The 21,731-nt window shown below is 60.9% G+C and carries 21 protein-coding genes and 1 pseudogene; 13 read left to right on the forward strand and 9 right to left on the reverse strand.

Annotated features, from left to right (window positions below; translation table 11 throughout):
* The first annotated feature begins 5 nt into the window (after positions 1-5).
* The 13 genes and pseudogenes from NTD80_RS21135 to NTD80_RS21195 all read left to right on the forward strand — a co-directional run bounded on the left by NTD80_RS21135 (position 6) and on the right by NTD80_RS21195 (position 12,723).
* The gene (locus tag NTD80_RS21135; RefSeq protein ID WP_262134855.1) at positions 6-515 is read left to right on the forward strand and encodes an aromatic-ring-hydroxylating dioxygenase subunit beta; all 510 of its coding nucleotides are present in this window, start codon (positions 6-8) and stop codon (positions 513-515) included.
* Positions 516-529: 14 nt separating this feature from the next.
* Positions 530-1,423, forward strand: coding sequence for an alpha/beta fold hydrolase (locus NTD80_RS21140; protein WP_262134856.1), 894 nt, complete (start codon positions 530-532; stop codon positions 1,421-1,423).
* The gene (locus NTD80_RS21145) at positions 1,420-2,058 is read left to right on the forward strand and encodes a hypothetical protein (RefSeq protein WP_262134857.1); all 639 of its coding nucleotides are present in this window, start codon (positions 1,420-1,422) and stop codon (positions 2,056-2,058) included. Before NTD80_RS21140 ends, NTD80_RS21145 begins: the two co-directional genes overlap by 4 nt.
* Positions 2,042-2,896 (forward strand): class I SAM-dependent methyltransferase, encoded by an 855-nt coding sequence (locus NTD80_RS21150; protein ID WP_262134858.1) that lies wholly within the window; start codon positions 2,042-2,044, stop codon positions 2,894-2,896. The genes NTD80_RS21145 and NTD80_RS21150 overlap by 17 nt, the downstream gene beginning before the upstream one ends.
* Positions 2,897-2,971: 75 nt before the next feature.
* Positions 2,972-3,184: pseudogene (locus NTD80_RS31405) on the forward strand (hypothetical protein); the annotation flags it as partial.
* 13 nt (positions 3,185-3,197) lie between these two features.
* Positions 3,198-4,271 (forward strand): LLM class flavin-dependent oxidoreductase, encoded by a 1,074-nt coding sequence (locus NTD80_RS21160; RefSeq protein ID WP_262134860.1) that lies wholly within the window; start codon positions 3,198-3,200, stop codon positions 4,269-4,271.
* A complete protein-coding gene (locus NTD80_RS21165) occupies positions 4,268-5,536 on the forward strand; it encodes an MFS transporter (protein WP_262134861.1) in 1,269 nt (422 codons plus the stop codon). Before NTD80_RS21160 ends, NTD80_RS21165 begins: the two co-directional genes overlap by 4 nt.
* Positions 5,533-6,726, forward strand: a complete 1,194-nt coding sequence (locus NTD80_RS21170) for an MFS transporter (protein WP_262134862.1) — start codon at positions 5,533-5,535, stop codon at positions 6,724-6,726. Before NTD80_RS21165 ends, NTD80_RS21170 begins: the two co-directional genes overlap by 4 nt.
* Before the next feature lie 79 nt (positions 6,727-6,805).
* Positions 6,806-7,315: a sigma-70 family RNA polymerase sigma factor gene (locus NTD80_RS21175; RefSeq protein WP_262134863.1), complete on the forward strand. Its 510-nt coding sequence runs from the start codon at positions 6,806-6,808 to the stop codon at positions 7,313-7,315.
* Positions 7,312-8,268 (forward strand): FecR family protein, encoded by a 957-nt coding sequence (locus tag NTD80_RS21180; protein WP_262134864.1) that lies wholly within the window; start codon positions 7,312-7,314, stop codon positions 8,266-8,268. Before NTD80_RS21175 ends, NTD80_RS21180 begins: the two co-directional genes overlap by 4 nt.
* A gap of 218 nt (positions 8,269-8,486) precedes the next feature.
* A complete protein-coding gene (locus NTD80_RS21185; RefSeq protein WP_262134865.1) occupies positions 8,487-11,132 on the forward strand; it encodes a TonB-dependent receptor in 2,646 nt (881 codons plus the stop codon).
* A 33-nt stretch (positions 11,133-11,165) separates the two neighbouring features.
* Complete coding sequence (locus tag NTD80_RS21190; RefSeq protein ID WP_262134867.1) at positions 11,166-12,428, forward strand: MFS transporter; 1,263 nt, start codon at positions 11,166-11,168, stop codon at positions 12,426-12,428.
* Between the two features lie 79 nt (positions 12,429-12,507).
* Positions 12,508-12,723, forward strand: coding sequence for a hypothetical protein (locus NTD80_RS21195; protein ID WP_262134868.1), 216 nt, complete (start codon positions 12,508-12,510; stop codon positions 12,721-12,723).
* A gap of 36 nt (positions 12,724-12,759) precedes the next feature.
* On the opposite strand, the gene NTD80_RS21200 is transcribed toward NTD80_RS21195, so the two are convergent.
* From NTD80_RS21200 to NTD80_RS21240, 9 genes are all read right to left on the reverse strand, one after another.
* Positions 12,760-13,695 carry a LysR substrate-binding domain-containing protein gene (locus NTD80_RS21200; protein ID WP_262134869.1) on the reverse strand — a complete coding sequence of 312 codons (936 nt, stop codon included), beginning with the start codon at positions 13,693-13,695 and terminating at the stop codon, positions 12,760-12,762.
* Positions 13,696-13,850: 155 nt separating this feature from the next.
* Positions 13,851-15,074, reverse strand: a complete 1,224-nt coding sequence (locus tag NTD80_RS21205) for an MFS transporter (RefSeq protein ID WP_262134870.1) — start codon at positions 15,072-15,074, stop codon at positions 13,851-13,853.
* Positions 15,071-15,886: an ABC transporter ATP-binding protein gene (locus NTD80_RS21210; protein ID WP_262134871.1), complete on the reverse strand. Its 816-nt coding sequence runs from the start codon at positions 15,884-15,886 to the stop codon at positions 15,071-15,073. The genes NTD80_RS21205 and NTD80_RS21210 overlap by 4 nt, the downstream gene beginning before the upstream one ends.
* A 44-nt stretch (positions 15,887-15,930) precedes the next feature.
* On the reverse strand, positions 15,931-16,698 hold the full coding sequence (locus NTD80_RS21215; protein WP_262134872.1) for an ABC transporter permease: 768 nt from the start codon (positions 16,696-16,698) through the stop codon (positions 15,931-15,933).
* 9 nt (positions 16,699-16,707) lie between these two features.
* Complete coding sequence (locus tag NTD80_RS21220) at positions 16,708-17,538, reverse strand: ABC transporter permease (RefSeq protein WP_262134873.1); 831 nt, start codon at positions 17,536-17,538, stop codon at positions 16,708-16,710.
* A 2-nt stretch (positions 17,539-17,540) separates the two neighbouring features.
* Positions 17,541-18,632 carry an ABC transporter substrate-binding protein gene (locus NTD80_RS21225; RefSeq protein WP_262134874.1) on the reverse strand — a complete coding sequence of 364 codons (1,092 nt, stop codon included), beginning with the start codon at positions 18,630-18,632 and terminating at the stop codon, positions 17,541-17,543.
* Positions 18,629-19,471, reverse strand: a complete 843-nt coding sequence (locus tag NTD80_RS21230) for a class II aldolase/adducin family protein (RefSeq protein ID WP_262134875.1) — start codon at positions 19,469-19,471, stop codon at positions 18,629-18,631. The genes NTD80_RS21225 and NTD80_RS21230 overlap by 4 nt, the downstream gene beginning before the upstream one ends.
* Entirely contained in the window at positions 19,468-20,826 is a 1,359-nt protein-coding gene (locus NTD80_RS21235; RefSeq protein ID WP_262134876.1) for an LLM class flavin-dependent oxidoreductase, read from the reverse strand. The genes NTD80_RS21230 and NTD80_RS21235 overlap by 4 nt, the downstream gene beginning before the upstream one ends.
* Before the next feature lie 243 nt (positions 20,827-21,069).
* Entirely contained in the window at positions 21,070-21,639 is a 570-nt protein-coding gene (locus tag NTD80_RS21240; protein WP_262134877.1) for an RBBP9/YdeN family alpha/beta hydrolase, read from the reverse strand.
* Positions 21,640-21,731 lie beyond the last annotated feature (92 nt).

The following is a 21,731-nucleotide window of genomic DNA, read 5'->3' on the forward strand; positions in this document are numbered from 1 at the left end:
TGCCCATGAGCCTTCCATTGAACATCAGTGCTCCGACCTTGCACGCCCGGGTCAGTGACTTTCTGATAAACGAAGCCGAGCTGTTGGACAACCGCGAGTTGGAAATCTGGATCGGCCTGTTCGAACAGCCCGCCCGGTACCGCGTGTTGCCATTGCAGAGTCATCTGGCCGAGGGTGAACCCGATTCCAGCCTGTTCATTATTGCCGATGACTATATTCGCCTGCGTGAGCGCGTCGACAGCCTGCTCAGCGGCCATACCTGGATGGAAAAACCGGCCTCACGCACCCGGCGTCTGGTGAGCAACGTACGAATCAAGTCTCAGGACGGCGAGCAACTGACGATCAAGAGCAATTTCGTGGTTCACCAGTTCCGCAACCAGCAGACCTGGTACTTCGTCGGCGAGGCCACGCATGTGCTGCAAGACAGCCCTGGAGGCCTGCGCATTCGTGCGCGGGATATCCGCCTGGACCATGAAACCATCAGTGCCCAGCGGCGCATCAGCATCATTTTGTAAGGCAGGAGTCGTTCATGAGCCATTCACTGCTTCCCGGGTTTGAGTACTCGACCCTGATCACCCACGGCGCGCAGATTCAGGTGGCGGTCAAGGGCAGCGGCCCGCCGCTGTTGCTGTTGCATGGCTACCCGCAGAACCACCTGGCCTGGCACCGTCTGGCGCCACGCCTGTCCGAGGATTACACCGTGGTGTTGGCGGACTTGCGTGGCTATGGCGAGTCCCGCGCCCTGGAGCCGAATGCCCCTGGCAGCTATGACAAGAGCGCCCTGGCCCTAGACCAGGTGCAGGTCATGCAGCAACTGGGGTTTGAGCGTTTTGCGGTGGTGGGGCATGACCGTGGGGCGCGCGTCGCTTATCGCCTTGCGTTGGAGTATCCCGAGGCGGTCAGCGCACTGGTGTCGTTGACGGTGGTGCCGATTCTGGACGTGTGGGGCGGGGTCAACAAAGCCTTTGCATTGAATGCCTACCATTGGTTTTTGCTGGCGCAGCCGTTTGATCTGCCGGAACGACTGATCGGTGCCGACCCGGCGTACTTTCTGAATTGGACATTGCAGCGTATGGCCCAGGGCCGGGAGATTTACCATCCGCTGGCGCTGGAGAGCTACCATCGCGCCTTCGCCCGCCCGCAAGTGCTGCATGCGATGTGCGAGGACTATCGCGCCGCCGTGGGCGCTGACACCGATGCCGACCTGGCCGATCGCGACGCCGGCCATCAAGTACGGTGCCCGGTGCTTGTGTTGTGGCAGGACCGTCCCTATGCGCCGGCCAGCCACCCGCTGACGGTGTGGCAAACCTGGGCGCCGGATGTGCGCGGTGCCGCAATCGCTGCCAGCCATATGCTGCCTGAAGAAGCCCCCGAGGCGGTGCTTGAGCAGCTGTCGCCGTTCCTGCAGCAGGTGTGGCCATGAGCGGCGCCCAAGGTGCGCTGTGGCGCCAGCGCCTGTTCGAGGCTCATAGCGCGATGAATGCGTATTTGATCGCACAGCACCGGGTGCAGGACCTGGCGGATTGGGTCGACGTCACCTCCAGGATCTTTCACGACCTGCCGCCGCCGGAGTCCACCGACAGTGCGGCCTGGCAGGCGGTTTTTTTCCGCACCCAGGCTCTGATCGAGCAGTTCATTGTGCAGCGAAAACATCTCTACGACCTGGACCTGTGGGCACTCGCCACCGGCCAGGTATACCGCGCCCTGGAGCCGGACGGGCAGGGTGTGCCGGATGTCGCTGCCGAACGCCTGGGGCGCCAGGCCGCGCTGTATGACACCCGCTTCAAGATCCATTCGACCGCCGATGGCAGCCGCTTCCAGGTCCAGCACTGTGGCATCTGGGATTACCGCGAGCGTGCTCGTGCTAGGGGCGTGCCCATCACCTTGAAGTCGGCCTGTACATACTGCACCAAACTGCTTTCTTCGCTGGTCCAGGCCAAAGGGTGCACGGCTCGCTGGGAGTTGTTCGCCGACGATCAACACCATGGCTGTGAATGGATCATCACCACCGACAGTCTTTCCCACACAGGAGCCGTCGAACATGAACGCGATCATTGAACAGGCCCGTACCCTGGGCGGTTATGAAACCTCCAGCCAACTCCTGCAACTGCGCGACCAGGACTGGGTCCTGGCACGCGCCATGATCGAGCCCAAGCGCTTGCTGGACCTTGGATGTGGCATCGGCTCACTGCTGCAGGGCGCGGTGGAACGCTGGCCGGAGCTGGAGCAGGTATGGGGCATCGAGCGCTCGCAACTGCGCCTGGACCTGGCGCGCCAACAGTTGCAAGGCACCTCGGCCGAGGTAGTTTTGCAGCAGGGGGACTTACTGGAGCTGCCGGCGGTGGAGCAGCGCTTTGACCTGATCAGCATGACGGCGGTCTTGCATTGGCTGTACCCGTCCGAGGAGCAGTTATTCCAGTGGGTGGCCCAGCAACTGGATGCGCAGGGCGTCTTTCTGTTTACCTCCCATCATCCACTGTCACAGCAGGGGCTGGGGGGCGAAGACGAGCTGGTGGCCGAGGCGTTGCTGGCGATGAAACTGGTGGTGCCCGGGCATGTGCGACAGCACTTCAACGAGCATACGGTGTTGCCCATGGGCACCCGCACCCGGCCCAAGGCCGAACTGGAAAGCATCGTGCGGCGTTACTTCGATGTGCGCTCCATCGCCAGTCGCTCGGCGGCACTGCGCATCGACAACCTGGAGCAATACCAACGCTTTCATGCTGCGACCTTCGGCACTTATTTCAGCCCCTTGGTGCCGTTTGCGCGCATCGAGGAATTCTTCGCTCGGCTTGGCACGATTGCCGAGCAGCGCATGGCGCGCCAGGGCTATGTGACCGACATCCCAGTGAGCGTATGGCGTTGTGTGCCCAGGTCTTCGAAAGTGCCGGCATAACCTTATGAATAAACAGTCTTGGTCGGTGCTGAAAAACCTGCCGGGCAGTTGCACACACAGTTACGTGATTGCCATAACTCGCCCAAATACCTCACTGACATCGAACTGCGTTACGCCGCGACTCAGCAATTGAAGCTGGCTGTGGGAGTGAACAACGTGTTTGACGTCAAACCCGACAAACTGCCGCCGGAAAGCACCTAATTGGAGTTCAACCACTACGACACCTACGCCTCGCAAATCAGCTTCAACGGGGCTTTCTATTACGTGAATGCGGTTTACAGCTTCTAGGGAGGTGAGGGTCATGGCCATTGAATTACGCGGCGGCGTGCGGGCTTGTGCAGTGGTGGGCGACACGGTGTTCGAACGTCAGGCCGGGCGTTTTTTGCCGGACATTCGCAGCCGTCCGGTGTGCCCGTTCGACATCCAGCAGAAAGCCCGGTTGGAAGAAGCTGATGGCCTGGACAGCGCACTGGTCACGGTGGCCAGCGCCTGGCCGGATCCCTGGCTGGTGGCCGGTTATGCGTTGTCTTCCACCAGCACCCTGCGGATCACCGTGGCCCATCGCCCTGGTGTTACGCAGCCGACGGTAGCGGCGCGCTCGCTGGCGACCCTGGATCGCTTGTCCCAAGGGCGCACCGCAGTGCATGTGGTAATAGGTTCGAGTGACGCCGATGTGCGTCGCGACGGAGATTTTGCCGACAAGGAGCAACGCTACCGCCGAGCGTTCGAATACCTGGAAATTTTTACCCGCGCCCTGGAGAGTTGCGAGCCGTTCGATTACGCCGGGGAGTTTTATCGCCTGGAAGACGCCGGCAGTGGCTTTTTGCCGGTGCAACAGCCACGCCCGCCGTTGTCCATTGGTGGATCGTCGGAGCATGCCCAGCGCCTGGCTGCGCGGTTTGCCGATATCTACGCCGGTACCTTCGACAGCCTTGAAAACACCCAGCGCCTGAAGGCAAAGCTGCAGGCCTTGGCCGATGGTCGAACGCTGAAGTTGTGGAAGCACTTCCAAGTGATTCTCGGCGATACCGAGCAAGCCGCCCAGGACACCGCCCGGCAATGGCGCGAGACTGCGCTTGGCCTGTTACTGGCGCGGCCGGCGGCGGAGCTGAGCGCTTCACCGCAGATGGCCCGAGACCACGAGCGCCAATTGCTGACGCAAACCCGCCCGGCCCAACGCCAGGAATGGGCGCAGGCCGTGGTGCAACGGGCCTTCGACGGTGTATGGGTGGGCACTGCGGACAAGGTGGCAGCGGAAATCCTGGCGTATCATCAGGCCGGTATCGATATCGTGCAATTGGAGGCCACCACCGAAAGCGCCCAGGATATTCAACTGCGCCGGCAACTGATCGAGCGCTTAAGGGGCGCGCCATGAGCGAGTCAGCGCTGTCGACGAGCGAGGCGGTGCCGGCGCGACGGGCTGCGGAATTCACCCCGGTGACCCTGGGGGTGTTGCTGGCTTCGATTATTGGCGTAATCGTCGGCCCCACCGGCTTGGTCATCAGCAGCTTCTCGCTGTTTATCGAGCCTATCAGCAGCGAATTGCACTGGGACCGCAGTCAGGTGGCGCTGCTGGTGACTTGGCTGGGGCTGGCGGTGGCGATCAGCAGCCCGTTCAAAGGCTGGGCCGTGGACCGCTGGGGCGCGCGCGCTCTTGTGCTGCCGCTGACCGCGCTGCTGGCGGTATGCCTGGCCAGCACGGCCTGGACGCGGGCCGATTGGCAGTTGTACCTGTTGTTTTCGATCATGGGGCTGCTGGCTCCCGGCAACATTCCCTACGCACGGATTCTGGGAGGGTGGTTCACCCATCGGCGAGGCACTGCCTATGGCTTGCTTGGCCTGGGCTTTGGCTTGGGCGGCCCGTTGGTGTTGTACGTGGGCAATCTGTGCATCGAGGCGTTTGGCTGGCGCACCACCTACCTGATTTACGGCGTGTTCGAGGGTGTCGTGGCGCTGCCGTTGTTATGGTGGCTGTTTCGTGAGCGGCCGACCGCAACGGTTGCACTTGACCAGCGCCCGACCTTGGGCCTTACGCCGCGCCAAGCTTGGAGCGGCCTGACGTTCTGGCTGATCCTGGCGAATTTGCTGCTGGGGGTGTTTGCGGTCACCGGCGTGATGATCCACGGCTTGCCGCTCTTGGTAGAGAGGGGGCTGGCGCGGTCGGACGCGGTGGAGGTGCTCTCGGCCTTATGGCTGGGCATGATCGTGTCTCAACCGCTGTTGGGCCACGCCCTGGACCGATACGACAGCCCGCGGGTGGCGCTGCCCTTCGCGATACTGGCGGTGCTCGGCATGCTGGTACTGGTGCAGGCCGACCATCCTGGCTGGCTGTGGGGGGCGGTATTTTTTATCGGCCTAGGCGCGGGAGGCGAAACCGGTACGACCCAGTATTTTCTGACGCGCTATTTCGGCCTGCGCCACTTCAGCGTGATCTACGGTTCGGTGCAGCCGTTTACCTTCGCCATCTCCATCAGTCTCGGCACCTGGTTGCTCGGGTTGGTCTATGACCGTTCGGGCTGTTATGCGCTGTCGAGCCAGGTGCTGCTGGCAGCGTTCGCGGTCGCTGCGTTGTTGCTGTTGGCATTGGGCCGTTACCGCTACACCGCCACCGGATTATCCAATGAGGGAGCCACATCATGACTGAGGCTGTGGCCGCTGTGCCTGATCGAGACCGTATCGCTCCTGGCGTCTGGCTGCTGGCAGGCCTGGCGTTTGTGGTGGGTACCGTGGAGTTGGTCGTGGCGGGGATTCTTGACCAACTGGCGCAGACCTTCGCCGTGAGCCAGGGCCAGGCAGGCTTGTTGATGAGCCTGTATGCGCTGGTGTATGCGCTGATGGGGCCCGTGTTGATCTACCTGAGTGCCAGCGTGCGTCGGCGTCGCTTGTTGCTCGGGGCGTTGCTGGTGTTCGTCGGCGCGAACCTGGCGGGGGCGGCGGCAGGCAGCTTCACTTGGCTGCTGCTCAGCCGCTTGTTGGTGGCGGCCAGTGCTTCGGTGACGGTGGTGGTGGCGATCACCGTGGCGGTGGCGTTGGTGCCGTCCAACCGCAGTGGCCAAGCCATCGGGCTGGTGTTCGCCGGCATCGTCGCATCGCTGGTGTTGGGTGTGCCGCTGGGCACCTTGATTGGCGAGTACTGGGGCTGGCGCAGCCTGTTCCTGCTGCTGGCGGGCCTGGCGCTGCTCAGCATGCCGCTGGCGTCGCGCTGGTTGCCGGATCTGCCCGGTGCTCCGGGCATTGCGCCGAGTCGGCAATGGGCGGAACTGGTGCAAGGCAAAGTCTTCCTGGTCCACGCCGCCTCGATGCTGCAAATGACCGGCCAATTCACCCTGTACACCTACATCGTGCCGTTTCTGGTGCGCAGCATGGGCTTGTCGAAAACGGTGATCAGCCTGGTGCTGCTGGTATATGGCATTGGCGGCATCTTGGGGGCGGTGGTGGGCGGGCGCGCGGCGGATCGCTGGCCGCCACCGCACACGTTCGTGGTATTTCTGGTGCTGCATGCCCTGGCCATGAGCGTGCTGCCGCTTGCGACTGTGTCTTTGTGGGTGCTGTTGGTGGCGGTGGTGGCCTGGTGCATTTTCAACATGGCACCGGGCCCAGTGATCCAGAAATACCTGGTGGGCCTCAACCCGAATACTGTCGCCGTGCAGGTCAGCCTCAACACCAGTGCAATACAACTCGGCGTGGCCTTGGGGGCGTTTCTTGGCGCCGGGTTGGTGGATCATTTTTCCGTACAGGCTTTGCCCTGGGTCGGCGCGGCCCTGGTACTCGGCGGTGCCGGGTGCGGTTGGTGGTCGGCATGGCTGCCCAAAACACAGGAAAACGACTGATCGTCGAGAGAACTTCAACCTGGCAAGCTCACTACCGTCGTATCCGTTGGCGTGGGGTGTCTCAAGTGACTGAATGCATATGGATAGCCCTTCACCTTTCAAGAACACGCTGATTGCCCAACTGTTTCAGCAGAACTATGGCTGGCTATGCCGGCGCTTGTCGCGCCACACCGGTTGTAGCCACAGCGCCGAGGACTTGGCTGCGGAAGCTTTTTTGCAAGTCTGGATGCTGCCTGACCCGGGGGCGATTCGCTCGCCCAGGGCGCTGCTGGCAACCATCGCCCAACGCCTGATGTACGAGAGTTGGCGGCGCAAGGACCTGGAGCGCGCCTACCTGCAAGTGCTGGCCGAGATCCCCGACCAGGTGCATCCCTCGCCCCATGAACAATGGATGCTGATCGAGAGTCTGCAAGCCATAGACCGCTTGTTGGATGGCCTGTCGGGGCAGGCCAAGACGGTGTTTGTGCTCAGTCAGTTGGAGGGCCTGACCTATGTGCAGATCGGCGAGCGCGTGGGCCTGTCGCTGGCACGTATTCATCAGTTGATGAAAGACGCGCTGCGTTGTTGCTACCGGGGCCTCGAAGAATGAGCCAGGCGGACCGCGACGACGCGGTGTTGGAAGAGGCGATTGAATGGATGGCGCAGATTCAGTCCGGTTCGTTCGACAGCCAGCAGCAACAGGCGCTAGAACAATGGCGCGGGCAATCGCCACGCCATGCGCGGGTCTTCGATCAGTTGCTCAAGGGCCTGGCTAGCGTCCAGGCATCCCCTTGGCGTGGGCGTACCAGCGCGCCGCTGCTGCGTGCGCTGGAGCAACCTTCGAGCCGCCGGCGATTTATCGGCAATAGCCTGAGCTTGCTCGGTGTGGCCGTGGGGGCGGGGCTACTGGTCCGATGGTTGCAATCGGGCATGGGCTTACCCGGCGAGTGGGTGACCGGCACCGGGGAGCGTCATCGCTGGCTGCTCGACGACGGCAGCCGGCTGGAGCTCAATGCCCGTAGTAAAGTGCTCCCGCTTTTCATTGACCAGCAACGCGGGCTGGTATTGCGTCGTGGCGCGTTGTTGCTGGAAATCGCCGGGAACCCCGTATCGGCGTTCGAAGTCACCACCTCGGCCGGGATTGTGTCTAGCCAGGCCGGGCAGTTGCAGGTGGCCGAAGAGGGCGTGTGCATCCGTCTATTGACCCTGCGCGGCGAGGCGCTCCTGCGCTTGCCCACAGGGGAAAGCGTTGTGGTTCCCAGCGCCCATTCCCTGCTGTTCGATGCCCGTAGAGTACTTGCCCGAGACGGCCTGCAGCCGGACGAAGGGTCGTGGGCCAGCGGTTGGCTTGAAGTCAATGACAAGCCGTTGAGCTGGGTCGCGGAGGCGTTCAGGCCTTATCTGCCCGGTGTGGTCATGCTCGACGACAAGGCTGCGAAAATTCGCGTCAACGGCCTGTTCCCGCTGGACGATATGCTCATCTCCCTTGAGATGCTGGAGCGCAGCCTGCCGGTGGCGGTCAGCTGGTATAGCGATTATTGGGTCAGTATTACTGCCTCATAGCCACCCACTTAGGTTGCTTGGGTGGTGAATGCTGGCCCGAGGAGATCTCAATAGGATCGCACTGGGCACACACTGCTCCACAGGCAATGCCACTCCGCGCGGAATGACGGCATAACCTTATAAAAAAACAGTCTCGATTGGCACTAAACAATCCTGGGGGCAATTGCACACATAGGGACGTGCATCCCTCAGGTAAATCGATAATGACCATAAAATGTATGTCTCGCGTGCCTCACAGCTCCGTGATCTGGGCGGTGGGGCTCACCTGCCTGGTGTCTGCGCCGCTGCTTTGGGCCGAGCCTGTCGCTGCGGCCGGCAAGGTCCAGGTTCTGGCTTTTGATATTCCTGGCGCAAGCCTGTCCCAGGTGCTGTTGAGCATTGTCCGGCAGAGTCGTACGCCGATCTCGTTTGACCAGGCGCAGGTCGAGGGGTTGTCGGCGCCGGCGATCAAGGGCTCGTTGAGTGTTGATCAGGCGCTGGAGCAAGCATTGCGCGGCAGTGGCTTGGGGGTCAGCCGCGACAATGGCGTACTGACGTTGCACCCTGTAGCGTCCGCGCCGGCAGCATCCGTCGTGCCGCATGCGCCGACGTCGACGGGCACGCTGGCGACGGTAGTGGTGACCGGCACTCGCCAGACCAATGTGAAAGCCAGCGAGAGCCTGAGCCCCATCGACGTGGTGAGCAGCGAGCAACTGCAGAGTAGCGGGGCGACTGATCTGCGCGACATGCTGGTCAAGCTGCTGCCCGCGCTGACTCGACAGGCGCAGCCGTTCAATGCATCAGCCTTGACCCATACCCAGTCGTTGCGCGGCCTGAGCCCCGACCATGTGCTGGTTCTGGTCAACGGCAAACGTCGTCATGAGACGGCAAACCTGAACATCAGTGGTGGTTTGCAGAAAGGCTCGACGGGCGTCGACCTGGATACCATTCCCGTCAGCGCCATCGAGCGTATCGAGGTGCTGCGAGACGGGGCGTCCGCTCAGTACGGCTCGGACGCCATTGCCGGGGTGATCAATATCATCCTCAAGTCTGCCGACCATGGGGCGCTGTTCAACACTGATATCGGGCAGTACGGTGCCGGTGACGGGCTGTCCCAGGGCTCGGGTATCAACGGCGGGCTGGCGTTCGGTGAGAGCGGTTTTCTCAACCTGAGTGCCGAATACCGTGAGCAAGAGCGTACCGTCAGGAGTGGTATCGATAACCGCACGGGCCATCGTGACAACATTTCCATCGGCGACCCTGCCTTCCATCGCCAGTCGGTGGCATACAACAGCGCTTATGGTTTTGACGATGACGTCGAGCTGTATAGCTTTGGGACCTATACCAGCCGAAAGGGCTCGTCGGCGGCAAACTACCGTCTGGGTTCGGTGGCTCCGACGATCTACCCGCAAGGCTTTACCCCGCGTCCCAACAATGACGAGGATGACTATTCGGCCGTCTTCGGCATCCGCGGTAACTCGCTATTCGACCAATGGCACTGGGACCTGAGTACGGCCTATGGCGCCGATCGACCCGAGATCAGCATGACCCAATCGGTCAATGCTGCGCTCTATCGCAACACCGGCACCAGCCCCACCAGCTTCGATCTGGCCACGTATCGCAACACCCAGTGGACCAACAATTTTGATATCGGCCGCGCCTATGACGTCGGGTTCCTGGCCAAACCGTTGAATGTCGCGCTGGGCCTGGAGCAACGGCGGGAGACCTATCAGATCAGCGCCGGCGATCCGGCTTCGTACGACCTGGGCGGAGCCGAGGGGCTGGCCGGGCTCTCACCGCTGAGCGCGGGCAAATGGTCGCGTGATGTGCTGGCGTCCTACATCGATCTGTCGTCGTCGATCACCGAGAAATGGCAGGTGGACGTTGCCGGCCGCTACGAGCATTTCAGCGAGTTCGGCAGCACCACCAATGGCAAGTTATCCACCCGCTATGACTTCACGCCGGCGGTGGCGGTGCGCGCCAGTGTGAGCAGTGGCTTTCGCGCGCCGTCTCTGGTGCAGGAGCACTATACCGGCCTGAGTGTGGGCCCGGACATCGCCCTCGGGCTGCTGGCGGCCAACTCGCCGGCCGCCAAGCTGTTGGGGGCGAAGGACCTGAAGCCGGAGAAGTCCACCAACTTCAACCTCGGTCTGGTGCTGACTCCGCGAGCCGATGTGAGCCTGAACATCGATGCCTACCAGATCCGCATTCGTGACCGTATCGTCGACAGTGGCACCTATTCGGGTACCGAGGCGATTGATGCGTTGACGCTGGCCGGAATCTCATTGCCCGCAGGCCTGGACACGGTCAGTACGCACTACCTGGCCAATGGTGCCGACACCCTCACGCGAGGGGTCGATATCATTGGACATTACCTCACGCCCCTTGGCGCTTATGGCGCGATTGACTGGGAAGCATCGGCCAACTTTAACCGCACCAAAGTAGAAAAGAACCACCAGGGCGCTAACGGTGATGTGCTGCTCAATGCCCAGCAGATTGCCTGGCTGACATCTTCCACGCCGCGCAGCCAAGTGTCGTTGGGCGGTACCTGGAGCCTGGATGACCTTGATGTGAGTCTGCGCCTGACACGCTACGGCAAGACCACCTCAGAGCTCGACTATACCGTGGGGCCCAACGCCTGGTCCCCCACGGTGTTCAATCACTTCGTTAACAGCCCGAAATACATCACCGATGTCGCCGTGCGTTATGCGGTGAACCGCAACCTGCAACTGAGCGCGGGCGCCGACAACGTGCTGGACGTACGCCCTGACAAGCTACCGGCCGCGAGTACTACTTACGGCGATGTGTTGCGTTACGACACCTACGGCTCACAGATCGGTTTCAACGGCGCATTCTACTACGTGAAGGCGCGGTATCAGTTCTGATCCTCAACTGATAGTGGCTAATGGGATACGACTATGACCCTTGAAATTCCAAAGGGCGGTCACGCGGAGTATTCGCCGGCCGCTCTCGGTGTGCTGTTGGCTTCGGTGATCGCCATCATGCTTGGCCCCACCGGCATCCTGCTTACTACCTTCAGTTTGTTCATCGCGCCGATAAGCCTCGAATTCAACTGGGGCCGCGCCCAGGTCGTGTTGCTGGTGACCCTGTTCGGTCTGGCGGTGGCGCTGAGCAGCCCGATCAAAGGCTGGCTGATCGACCGCTGGGGGGCCAGGCGGTTGATGCTCGTCAGCACTGCGTTGCTGGCACCACTGCTGATGGCATTGGCGATCATCGGAGAAGTCTGGCAGCTACGCGGGTTGTTTTTGCTGCTGGGTATCGTTGCACCGGGGAATATGCCCTACGGCAAGATTTTGGGCGGTTGGTTTGTGCAGCGACGTGGCATGGCCTATGGATTGTTGGGACTGGGATTTGGCATCGGCGGTCCGTTCGGGTTGTGGGTGGGGCATGTGTGCATCGAGGCATGGGGGTGGCGTACCACTTACTTCGTGTATGGCGTTCTGGAGGGCGGAGGGGCGTTGCCATTGTTATGGTGGTTATTTCGCGAGCGTGCAGTCCCAGCCGTCCAGCAAGCCGCGCCTGCGGTGGAGCAGGGCATGTCCGAGTTCGAAGCCTGGCGAACGCCAACGTTCTGGTTGCTGTTGATCAACCAGGTGCTGACGGTATTTGTGATGTCGGGCGTGATGACGCACGGGGTGCCAATGCTGATGGAACGTGAACTGACTAGAGCTCAGGCTGCTACCGTGCTGTCGGCGTTGTCGATCGGCATGGTGGTGTCCCAGCCACTGATGGGGGGCTTGATGGACCGCTTCCAGACGCCCAGGGTCGCGCTGCCTTTTGCGTTGATCGCCGTACTCGGCATGCTGATATTCCAGTCTGCGAACGGCTCTGCCGGCTTGTGGCTCTCGATATTCTTGATCGGCCTGGGAGGCGGTGGCGAAAGCGGTACGACCAAGTACTTCGTCGCACGCTACTTCGGTTTGCGCCGCTTCAGTGTGATCTACGGGGCGGTGCAGCCGTTCACGTTTGCCCTGTCGATCAGCCTCGGTGCCTGGCTCATTGGCGCGCTGTATGACCAGGCCGGCTCTTATGTGTTGGCTGAGTGGACGTTGCTTGGTGCGTTTCTCCTGGCGACGTTAATCTTGCTGGGATTCCGACCGTATCCAAGCCGCCCCGAGGTGCAGGTGTCGGGCGGTGTACATCGGATTGGGCAGCTATGAGACGGAAGTAATGTGACAACCGCAGCAGGCTGGTGTCGATCAACATGGCAAAAAAGATTGGCATGATGTGGAGGAGGCGATGTACCTTGCGGATCGGGTGGTAGTGCTGCAACCCCGTCCTGGCCGGATCACGGATATTGTTGATATTGATTTTGCCCGTCCGCGTCAGCGCAGTGGCTATGACTTTTACCGGCTCAAAGAGGCGCTGCTGCATAGGCTGACCAAGGAAGGTGAGTATGAGCTTGCAGAGCAGAACCTATTGAAAGAACCTCCGCTGAGGTTTATTGCCCAATAAGCGGACACGCTTAATTCCGCTGCATGCTATATGGGGTCATGTCGTTTCACTACTGCCTTCAACGGCTGTGCGGATCGCCTCGCTGCTGAGATCGGGAATCAGTGTCTGAATGAAGGCGATAGCGTAACCGCGCAGAAAAGTGCCGCGCCGCACGGCGATGCTGGCGATGTTCGGTGGTATCAGGTTTTCCTGTTCGAGGCAGATAATGCCTTTGTCTCGATCTGCGTTGTAGGCCATTTCGGCAACGATACCAATCCCCATCCCGAGTTCGACGTAGGTTTTGATCACGTCGGAATCGATGGCAGTCAGTACGATGTTGGGTGTGACGCCCTGATCGTAGAACGCTTGGTTGATACGCCCACGTCCGGTCATTCCTTCTTCGTAGGTGATGATGGGATATTCGGCAATGTCCACAAGTGATGGATTATCGATCTCGGTCAAGGGGTGACCAACCGGCACCACCACTCGGTGCCACCATGTGTAGGCCTGGAAGAGCGCAAAGTCCGATTGCTTGGAGAGCGACTCAGTGGCAAAGCCCAGGTCGGCACGTCCATCGCGCACCATCTCGACGATCTGTGCGGGGGAGGTCTGGTGCAGCGCCAACTTGACGTTGGGAAACGCATTGCGAAAAGCCGCTACGACCTTGGGTAGACGGTAGCGCGATTGGGCGTGGGTACTGGCTACCGTGAGTCGACCACTGGCGAAACCCAGGTATTCATCGGCGGCGTCCTTGAGGTTGTCCTTCTCTACCAGAATGCGTTCGATTATTCGCGCGATATCGCGGCCAGGTGCGGTCAGGCCCGTCAATCGTTTGCCGTAGCGCTCGAAAATCGATACCCCAAGCTCCTCTTCCAGCTCGCGTAGCTGCCGGGAGACGCCTGATTGTGAGGTGCATAACACGTCAGCGGCTTCGGTCAGATTGAAGCCCTTTCGGATGGCTTCTCGCACCGAGCGCAGTTGTTGGAAATTCATGGTGCCGCCCCCTTGTACAACCCCTTGGCCTCCCGCCAGGAATGCGCTCCATTGCGCGATTGCAAATGTGATTCGAACCGTATCTTAGAGAATTTAAGAAGGCCTTAAAAGTTATTAATAATTATCTTGTTATTCGATTTTTGAATAAAAAATAATTATTGGGTGGCGGTCATTTTGCTGCCACGCATGCTTTTCAGCAGAAAAATAATAAAAATGGCCGCCATCAGAAAGAACATGATCTGCAGGTTGAGCCAATGCCCCACCGTTCCGCCGATTACGCTGCCGACCAGTCCTCCCGCAGGCCCGACGAAGGTGGTCAGGCCGGCGATGCGCCCTTGGCCCCGCTGTGCGCCAACCTTGGCGAACCAGGAAATAGTCATGATCTGCAGCATGCCCAGACCCATTCCCAGAACGATGGCGCCCAACCACAGCATCCAGTCCGTCGCTGCCGCTCCGAGTATCAGCAGGGCACAGATAACAATCACACAGCCGAAGCGAAAGAACAGCTGTTCACCCATGCGCGAAGCGAGGCTGCCCATTCCGAGCAGCGCCAGCACATAACTGGCGCCCTGGGCGGAGATCAATCCGGCCGCTTGGGTCGGGTCGAAGAGAAATGCCTGAATGGCAATGACGACAATAAAGAAGGTATAGAACTGATTGACGGCCTGAATGCAAAATTCGCGCAGGCAGGCATCACGCAGCAGTTTGTCGCTCCCCACCAGAGCTATTTGAGCCGTGAGTTCGGCCAGACTGAAGGTGCGCGCATGGGCCTGTGTAGGTTGATAGTGACGAAATATATGCGGTGCCAGCAGGACCAGCACGAAGAAGGTGCTGCCTATGGCGACATAGCCACCGGCGAAGCCGACGCTGTCCAGCAGCCAGGCGGCTACCAACGGTCCCAGCAATAACATGCCGATCATATGGGTTGCGCGAAACCAGCCGGCCATGCCGACGCCGACCCGACCGATCTGCTGCATGAACATCGCGCTCAGGGACACGATACGCAGCGGCATGAAACAGCTGATCAGCAGAATGATCAGGCACAGCAGGGTGGATGAATCGATCCAGGGCATTGCCAAATACAGGGCACCGCTGGCCAGGGTGCCTATCGTGAACATGCGCAGCGGGCCGTGTTGATCGACCAGCACTCCGGCGGGCAGGCTCATGAGCAGGATGCCGACGCTTTGCGCACCGGCTATCAGGGCCAGTTGAATGGCGTCTGCCTGCAATTGCACGGCATACAGTGACAACACCACTTTGGCGACGCCGACGCTCAATCCGGCCAGTGCATTGAGGCAAAGAAAACCCGCCAGCACGTTGCGCTGCCCTTGCAGATCGTTGGCGTGTTTGTCGGCTGCCAAGGGTTGCGCGTTTTTCACCAGGTCAGTCTCCACGTGTCGATACCGGCGTGTATCGAAGGCACCTGCGGTACTGCCGAGACTTCGGAAAAATCGCTCATGACATCGTCCTTGATCGCCACGAACAGCGGGTTCGCCCGTTCACGCGGACGCGCCAGCGGCACTTCGACGATGCGTTTGATTCGCCCCGGACGGGGTTCCATGACCACGATGCGATCACCGAGGAACACCGCTTCTTCGACATCATGGGTGACCATGATCGTGGTGATGCGCTCCTGGCGCAGGATGTTCTGCAATTCGCGCTGCAAATGGCTGCGAGTCAGGGCATCGAGTGCTCCGAAGGGCTCATCCAGCAGCAGGATCTGCGGGCGGCTCACCAGCGCACGGGCGATGGCCACGCGTTGGCTCATGCCGCCCGAGAGTTGCGACGGATAGGCGTTTTCGAACCCCTTGAGGCCGACCATTTCGATATGGGTTTGCACCGACTCCTGCTTGTCTGCGGCGCTAAGGTCGGCATTGAGCAGGCTGATGGCGACGTTCTGGGCCACGGTCAGCCAGGGGAACAACCGGTGTTCCTGGAATACGATGCCGCGTTCCAGGCTGGTGCCGACGATGCGCTTGTCGTCCACCAGAATGTCGCCCTGGTAATCGTCCTCCAGGCCGACAATCAGCCGCAGCAGGGTCGATTTACCGCAGCCGCTGCTGCCGACCACGCTGACGAATTCGCCGGGGCGTATGCTCAGGTCAATGTTCTGCAACACCTGCAGTGGCCGGTTTTCTACAGCGTAATGCTTGTTCAGGTGGCGAATTTGCAGAGCGGCGGCATGGGCCATGGTGCTCGTCCTTCAAAGTAGTCAGAAAAAATGGGGTGCGGCGTTTACACCGGTTCTCGCCAGCGCAGCAGGTAGCGCTCCAAAGCCTTGGCGGCGATGTCCAGGGCGAAGCCGACGGCACCGACCAGCACGATGCCCAGCAGCATCAGGTCCATGCGCATCTCGGCGCGGCTTTCCATCAGCAGCACGCCCATCCCGTCGCCCGAACCGAGCATGTATTCGGCGCCTAGGGTGGCCAGCCAGGAGAACACCAGCGCCAGATAGAAACCGTTGAAGAGGGAGGGCAGCGCTGCCGGCATCAGTAGTCGACTGAACATCTGCCAGCGTGAAAAACCGCTGACGCGGGCGACGTCGACCAGCTCGCGTGGCACGCTGGACACACCCTCGAATGTATTGAGCAGTACGGGGAAGAATGCGGCCCAGGCGATAAACGCCAATTTGCTGCTCTCGCCAAAACCGAACCACAGTGACAACAACGGCAGCCAGGCAAACAACGACACTTGCTTGATCGAGTGCAACGTCAAGGCGAAGAACCGCTCGGCGCGCCGCGATACACCCAGCAGCACACCGAACAGCAGCCCAAGGCTGGTGCCGATGATCAGGCCACTCAGCCCGCGCAGCAGACTCTGCGCCAGGGTCTGCCAGATAGCAGCGCCCGCTTCGGTGCCGAAGGCGGCATCCAGCACCTTGTCGGGAGCGACGAATAAGGTGGAATCGGTCAGCCCGAACGCGTACACCGTCCACCATATGAACAACAACAGTGCAGGCAGTGTCAGACCGCGCCGCAGGCGACGTAGAGCAAGGGGATTCATGGGCATTCCTCAGGCGAAACCGCTACGTCGCCAGCGCAGGATGCGCCGCTCGATCAGGGCCAGACCCAGGTCCAGAAGAAAGCCGATCAGGCCAATGGCAGCCACCGCTACCAGCATCACGTCCAATTGGTAGAGCTGACGGCTGTCGACCATCAGAAACCCCAGACCCTCGGACGAGGCCAGCAGCTCGACCACCACCAGCGCCAGCCAGCTCTTGGTCAGCGCATAACGGATGCTGCTCCACATCGACGCAAAGGCAGCGGGAAAGATGACTCGCCACAGCAACTGACGATGGCCGAAGCCATAGAGGCGACCCACTTCAATGAGCCGTGACGGCACCGCGCGGATGGCATTGCAGGTGTTCAGCGCCACGGGCAACAGCGCGGCCTGGGCCACCAGAACAACCTTCAGGGTTTCGCCGATGCCCAGCAGCAACATCAGCAACGGCAACCAGCCAAGCAAGGGCACATAAGCGATCATCCGTACCAGCGGATACAAGTAATCGCTGACGCATTCGGACAGCCCCATGGCCACCCCCAGCAACAGGCCGATGCCGCTACCCATGAGAAAGCCCAACAGCACCCGTTGTGTGCTGATCGACACATGCTCGGCCAATTGGCCGCTGCCGATCATATCCAACGCGGTGTTCAGCACCATCTCCGGGCCCGGCAGCACTTGCGAGGCGATCAACTCGTAGCGAGCGCTCAGCCACCAGAGCAGCATCAGGCCGACCGGCAACAGCCATGGCCAGACGAAGTGCAAGACGCCGCCGGTCATGCGCGACAAGGTGATGCTCGGCAGCGTATCGCCGGTGGGCAGGGAGAGCAGGGCGCGGTTCATTTTCACTCAGTCGCCTTGGCTATCGGGGTGCCGTGGGCGTCCAGTGGCTGCCAGTGGTGCTCAAGCTGCAGTTCTTTCAGCGCCCGGTCGAGAAAACTGTGATCCATCCACTGGTCCAGGTCGAAGTCCTTGCCGCGCAACAGTTTCAGCTCTTTGGCCAGGCGATAGGTGTCGTGGTACTGGGCGACCAGGAACGGGTCGAACAGCGGACTGGCGCGCTGGCTCCAGGGGCGATCATTGGTGTCTTCCCTGATTGCGTCCTGCAGGCGGAAGCTCCACCACGGGCCGAAAACCGCTTCTTTGTTGGCCGGATCCGATCCCCATTGGGCCGCGCGAACCAGTACCTTGACGATACGCGCGGTGGTTTGAGGGTATCGACTGGCGAAATCGTCGCGCACGATCAGGCCTGTCTGGGCGGTGGCGTTGGTATCCCGGTCACGGGTGGTGTAAACGATCCTGGCTGCGCCGTTGTTACGCAATAGCAGCAGCTCGGCACCGCCGAACACCGCGTCGATATCTCCGGTGCCCAGAGCGGTATTGGAGGTGGCCTGGTCGAGACTGACCTGTCGCACATCGCGTTCGCTCAGCCCGTTGGCGGCGAGGATACGGATCACTTGCAAGTGAATGTAATTGCCCTTCAAGTAGGCAACGCGCTTGCCCTTGAGGTCTGCGACCGACTTGATGGGGGAGTCGGGTTTCACCGCCAGATAGGCATTGCTGAACTTGCTTACTGGCAGGATGTAGCGGGTCTTTACACCCGCCGAGCGGCCGATCAGCGAGATCAGGTCGCCCTGGCCGGCAAAGTCCAGTTGGTTGCTGGCCAGTGCCTCACCCACCATCGGCACGGTATTGAGGCCGATGAACTTGAAGGTGGTGTCATCATTTTTGAATTCTTCCTGGAACAACCCATTGGCATGGGCGATACCGAGCAAACCCCAGCCCCAGTAATCCTTGCCAGCGACACCCAGGGCGGGGCCGCCCAGGCGGATTTCCTTGGGCGCGGTTTCTGCCAGGGCCGAGGTGGCGCCGACGATAAGGGCAGCGGCGAGGGCAATGCGCCGCCAGAATGCGGCGACCGGCAATACGGATTTCACTGAACACTCCTGGTTGAGGATTGGGCGGCGGACAGCAGGTCCGGTTGCTCCTTGACGATGCTTTGATACAGCGGCTGGAAGTTCAGCCAGCCGTTGTAGGGACCAAAACGCTCGGCGCTCTTGCGCGCATGCTCCTCTTCCATGGTCAGGGTCGAGCTCATGGAGTCGGCGGCGATCTGCGACTGACAGACCTTTTCCAGAGAGATGAACAGGTAGGCCGTTTCGTCGACGCTCTGGCCGACCGTGAGCAGCCCGTGGTTCTTCAGCAGCAGCGCGCGGTTGCCTTCCAGCGCTTGCGCCAGCAAATCACCTTCGCCGTGGGCATGACTGTCGTAGATCGCGTGTTTGCCGAAGAACACCGCCGATTCAGCACTGGCTGGCGGGATCAATCGGCCATTGGTGGTCCAGGTGCGTCCGTAGAGAGAGTGGACATGGGCCACCGAGACGATGTCCGGGCGCAGCGAGAGAATCGCCGAGTGCAGGGGAATGCCGCCCGGGTGCGGATAGCCGTCACCTTCGACCAGGTCGCCGTTGAGATCGATCAGCAACAGGTCGTCTGCGGTGATCAGGTTGAAGCTCAGACCGAACGGGTTCATCCAGAAATGGTTGGGGTTTTCCGGGTCGCGTGCGCTGATGTGGCCCATCACGCCTTCGTCATAGCCGAGTTTGCCGAAGATGCGGAACGCGGCGGCAAGCTTGTGCTTGCGGTGCAAGCGCTCCTCTTCGACCGTGGCGAACACTGGCGGTTGCGGTCGTGGATAGCTCTTGGCTTTTTCGAAGCGCCGCTCGATGTCCGATTGTGGCGCGGGTTGCCGGTTGAGCCGGGTGACATCGTTCATGCCTGCTTCCTCTCGGTATCAACCAGGCGACGCGCGGCGGCGTAGCGGTTTTCGGGGAAGTCCAGGCCGAGGTTGCCGCGAAAGGTTTCGGCTTCGTATTCGGTACGGAACAATCCGCGCTCCTGGAGGATAGGAATCACTTTGTCGACAAAGCGCTGGGTCAGGTTCACGTTGCCAAACACGATGAAACCATCGACCACGGGCTGCTCGAACAAGGCCTGCAATTTGTCGGCGATCTGCACTGCGGTGCCGACGAAAGCGCCACGCGGGTTGGCTGCGCGCAAGGCGAGCTGGCGCAGGGTGAGTTTTTCCTCACGGGCGATGCGTTTGTAGTACTCGGCGGTGGATCTGAAGCTGTCTTTGCCGATGTCACCCAGGTCCGGTAACGGCTCGTCGAGGGGGAACTGCGAGAAGTCGAAGAAACTGAAGTAACGGCTCAGGTATTTCACGGCGAAATCGATATCGATGTACTGCAATGACTCCTGGTACAGACGTTCGGCTTCTTCTTCGGTGTCGCCGACGATCGGCCCGATGGAGGGCAGGATCAAGACGTGTTCCGGGTTGCGGCCATAGGCTTTCACCCGGCGCTTGATGTCCTGGTATTGCTCTTGTGCCTCGGTCAGGTCACCGCTACCGATGCTGGCAAAGTCGGAGAAGATCGCGTCGGCGTAACGTGCGGCCAGATCGCGTCCGGCCTCCGAGGCGCCCGCCTGGAATTGCACCGGCCGGCCTTGCGGTGAGCGCTCGATGTTCAGCGGGCCTTGGACCGAGAAGAACTCACCTTGATGATCGAGGGTGTGCATTTTGTCGAAGTCGACATACTGGTTGGTCTCGCGGTTGCGGACGAAGGCGTCGTCTTCCCACGAATCCCACAGGCCGTTGACCACGCCCACGTATTCCTGGGCGATGCGGTAACGCAGCGCGTGGTCATGCAACTTGTCGTGGCCATAGTTCTTGGCCACGCCTTCCAGCGCTGACGTCACCGCGTTCCAGCCGGCGCGGCCATTGCTGATCTTGTCCAGGGAGGCGAGTTGGCGAGCGGTGGTGAAGGGTTCGCTGTAGGAGGTGGTCATGGTGCCGACCAGCCCGATTCGCTCCGTCACTGCCGCAACGGCCGAGAGCGCGCTGATGGGCTCCAGGCGGCTGAGGAACGGCCAGGTAGCGTCTTTGGTGATGTAGGCCGAGTCGGCGATGAAGGCGAAATCGAATTTGGCGGCTTCGCCGAGTTGAGCCAGTTTGATGTAGCTACGGATGTCGGCGGCAGCGCCGTCCGGGATTGCCGGATCGCGCCAGTGGCCGCCGCCACCTTGAATGCCGATGCCAAAACGGATTGTACGATTGTCGGTGCGGGCCATGAGTGGTGTCCTGCAGGTTTGAGCGGCGACTCGCGGAGGGAGCAGCGCTGCTGTCGGTTGAATTCGACGCGGCTGTCCTGTGCAGGGTGAGCGCGGTGGCAGCCCCAAGATACGAAAGCACCGGGGCTACTGGAACTGATAAAAACGGCGTTTCTTATGCAGTAAAGTCGTAAGAAGCGTCTGAAGAGGGACTGAAAGTTATCACCGCAGCGGGTATTTCTTTAATACCCAGAGGTTTAGGGCTTATTCCTGTCTTGCGACGACAGGGTCAAGCGCCGCGTGGGCGACCAGTTCGTCGCGCAACTGCGCGCCGAAGGTCCAGTCCGCCAGTTCGGAAGCCGCGCCGAGATGGCCGTGGGCGCCGGCGATTTCCAGGCGTGCCCCCCACGCGTTGGCGAAATGTTGCGCGCGTGGCAGGCTGACTTTCGGGTCGTCGGTACTGGCGACCACCACCGTCTTGAACGGCAGCACTTGCAGCGGAACGGGGGCAAATCCCCGGGTGCCGGGCGGGTAGTCAGGCGCTTCGATATCACTGGGCGCTACCAGCAACGCTGCCTGTACCGGGCCGCTGTAACGGTTGGCCCAATGGACGACCAGGCTCACCGCCAGCGAGTGTGCGACCAGCACCACTGGTGTGTCCTTTTCGCTGATGGCCGCTTGCAAGGCTTCGACCCAATCGTCGAGGTCAGGATTCTGCCATTCCTGTTGCAGAACCCGTTGGTAGGAAGGGTTGTGTTTTTGCCAATGGGTTTGCCAATGTCCTTCTCCCGAGTTGCCTCGTCCGGGAAGAATCAGAACACGTACATCTGTCATCTGTGAGTCCTCGTCATGCTGGTTTTGCCGGCGCAAGCGTGATGCATCGTTGTGCTGCGCCGCGTGTGGAGCATCAGGCGGATCATGCTAGG

The sequence above is a fragment of the Pseudomonas sp. 13B_2.1_Bac1 genome (assembly GCF_025466155.1).
Lineage (GTDB): Bacteria > Pseudomonadota > Gammaproteobacteria > Pseudomonadales > Pseudomonadaceae > Aquipseudomonas > Aquipseudomonas aylmerensis.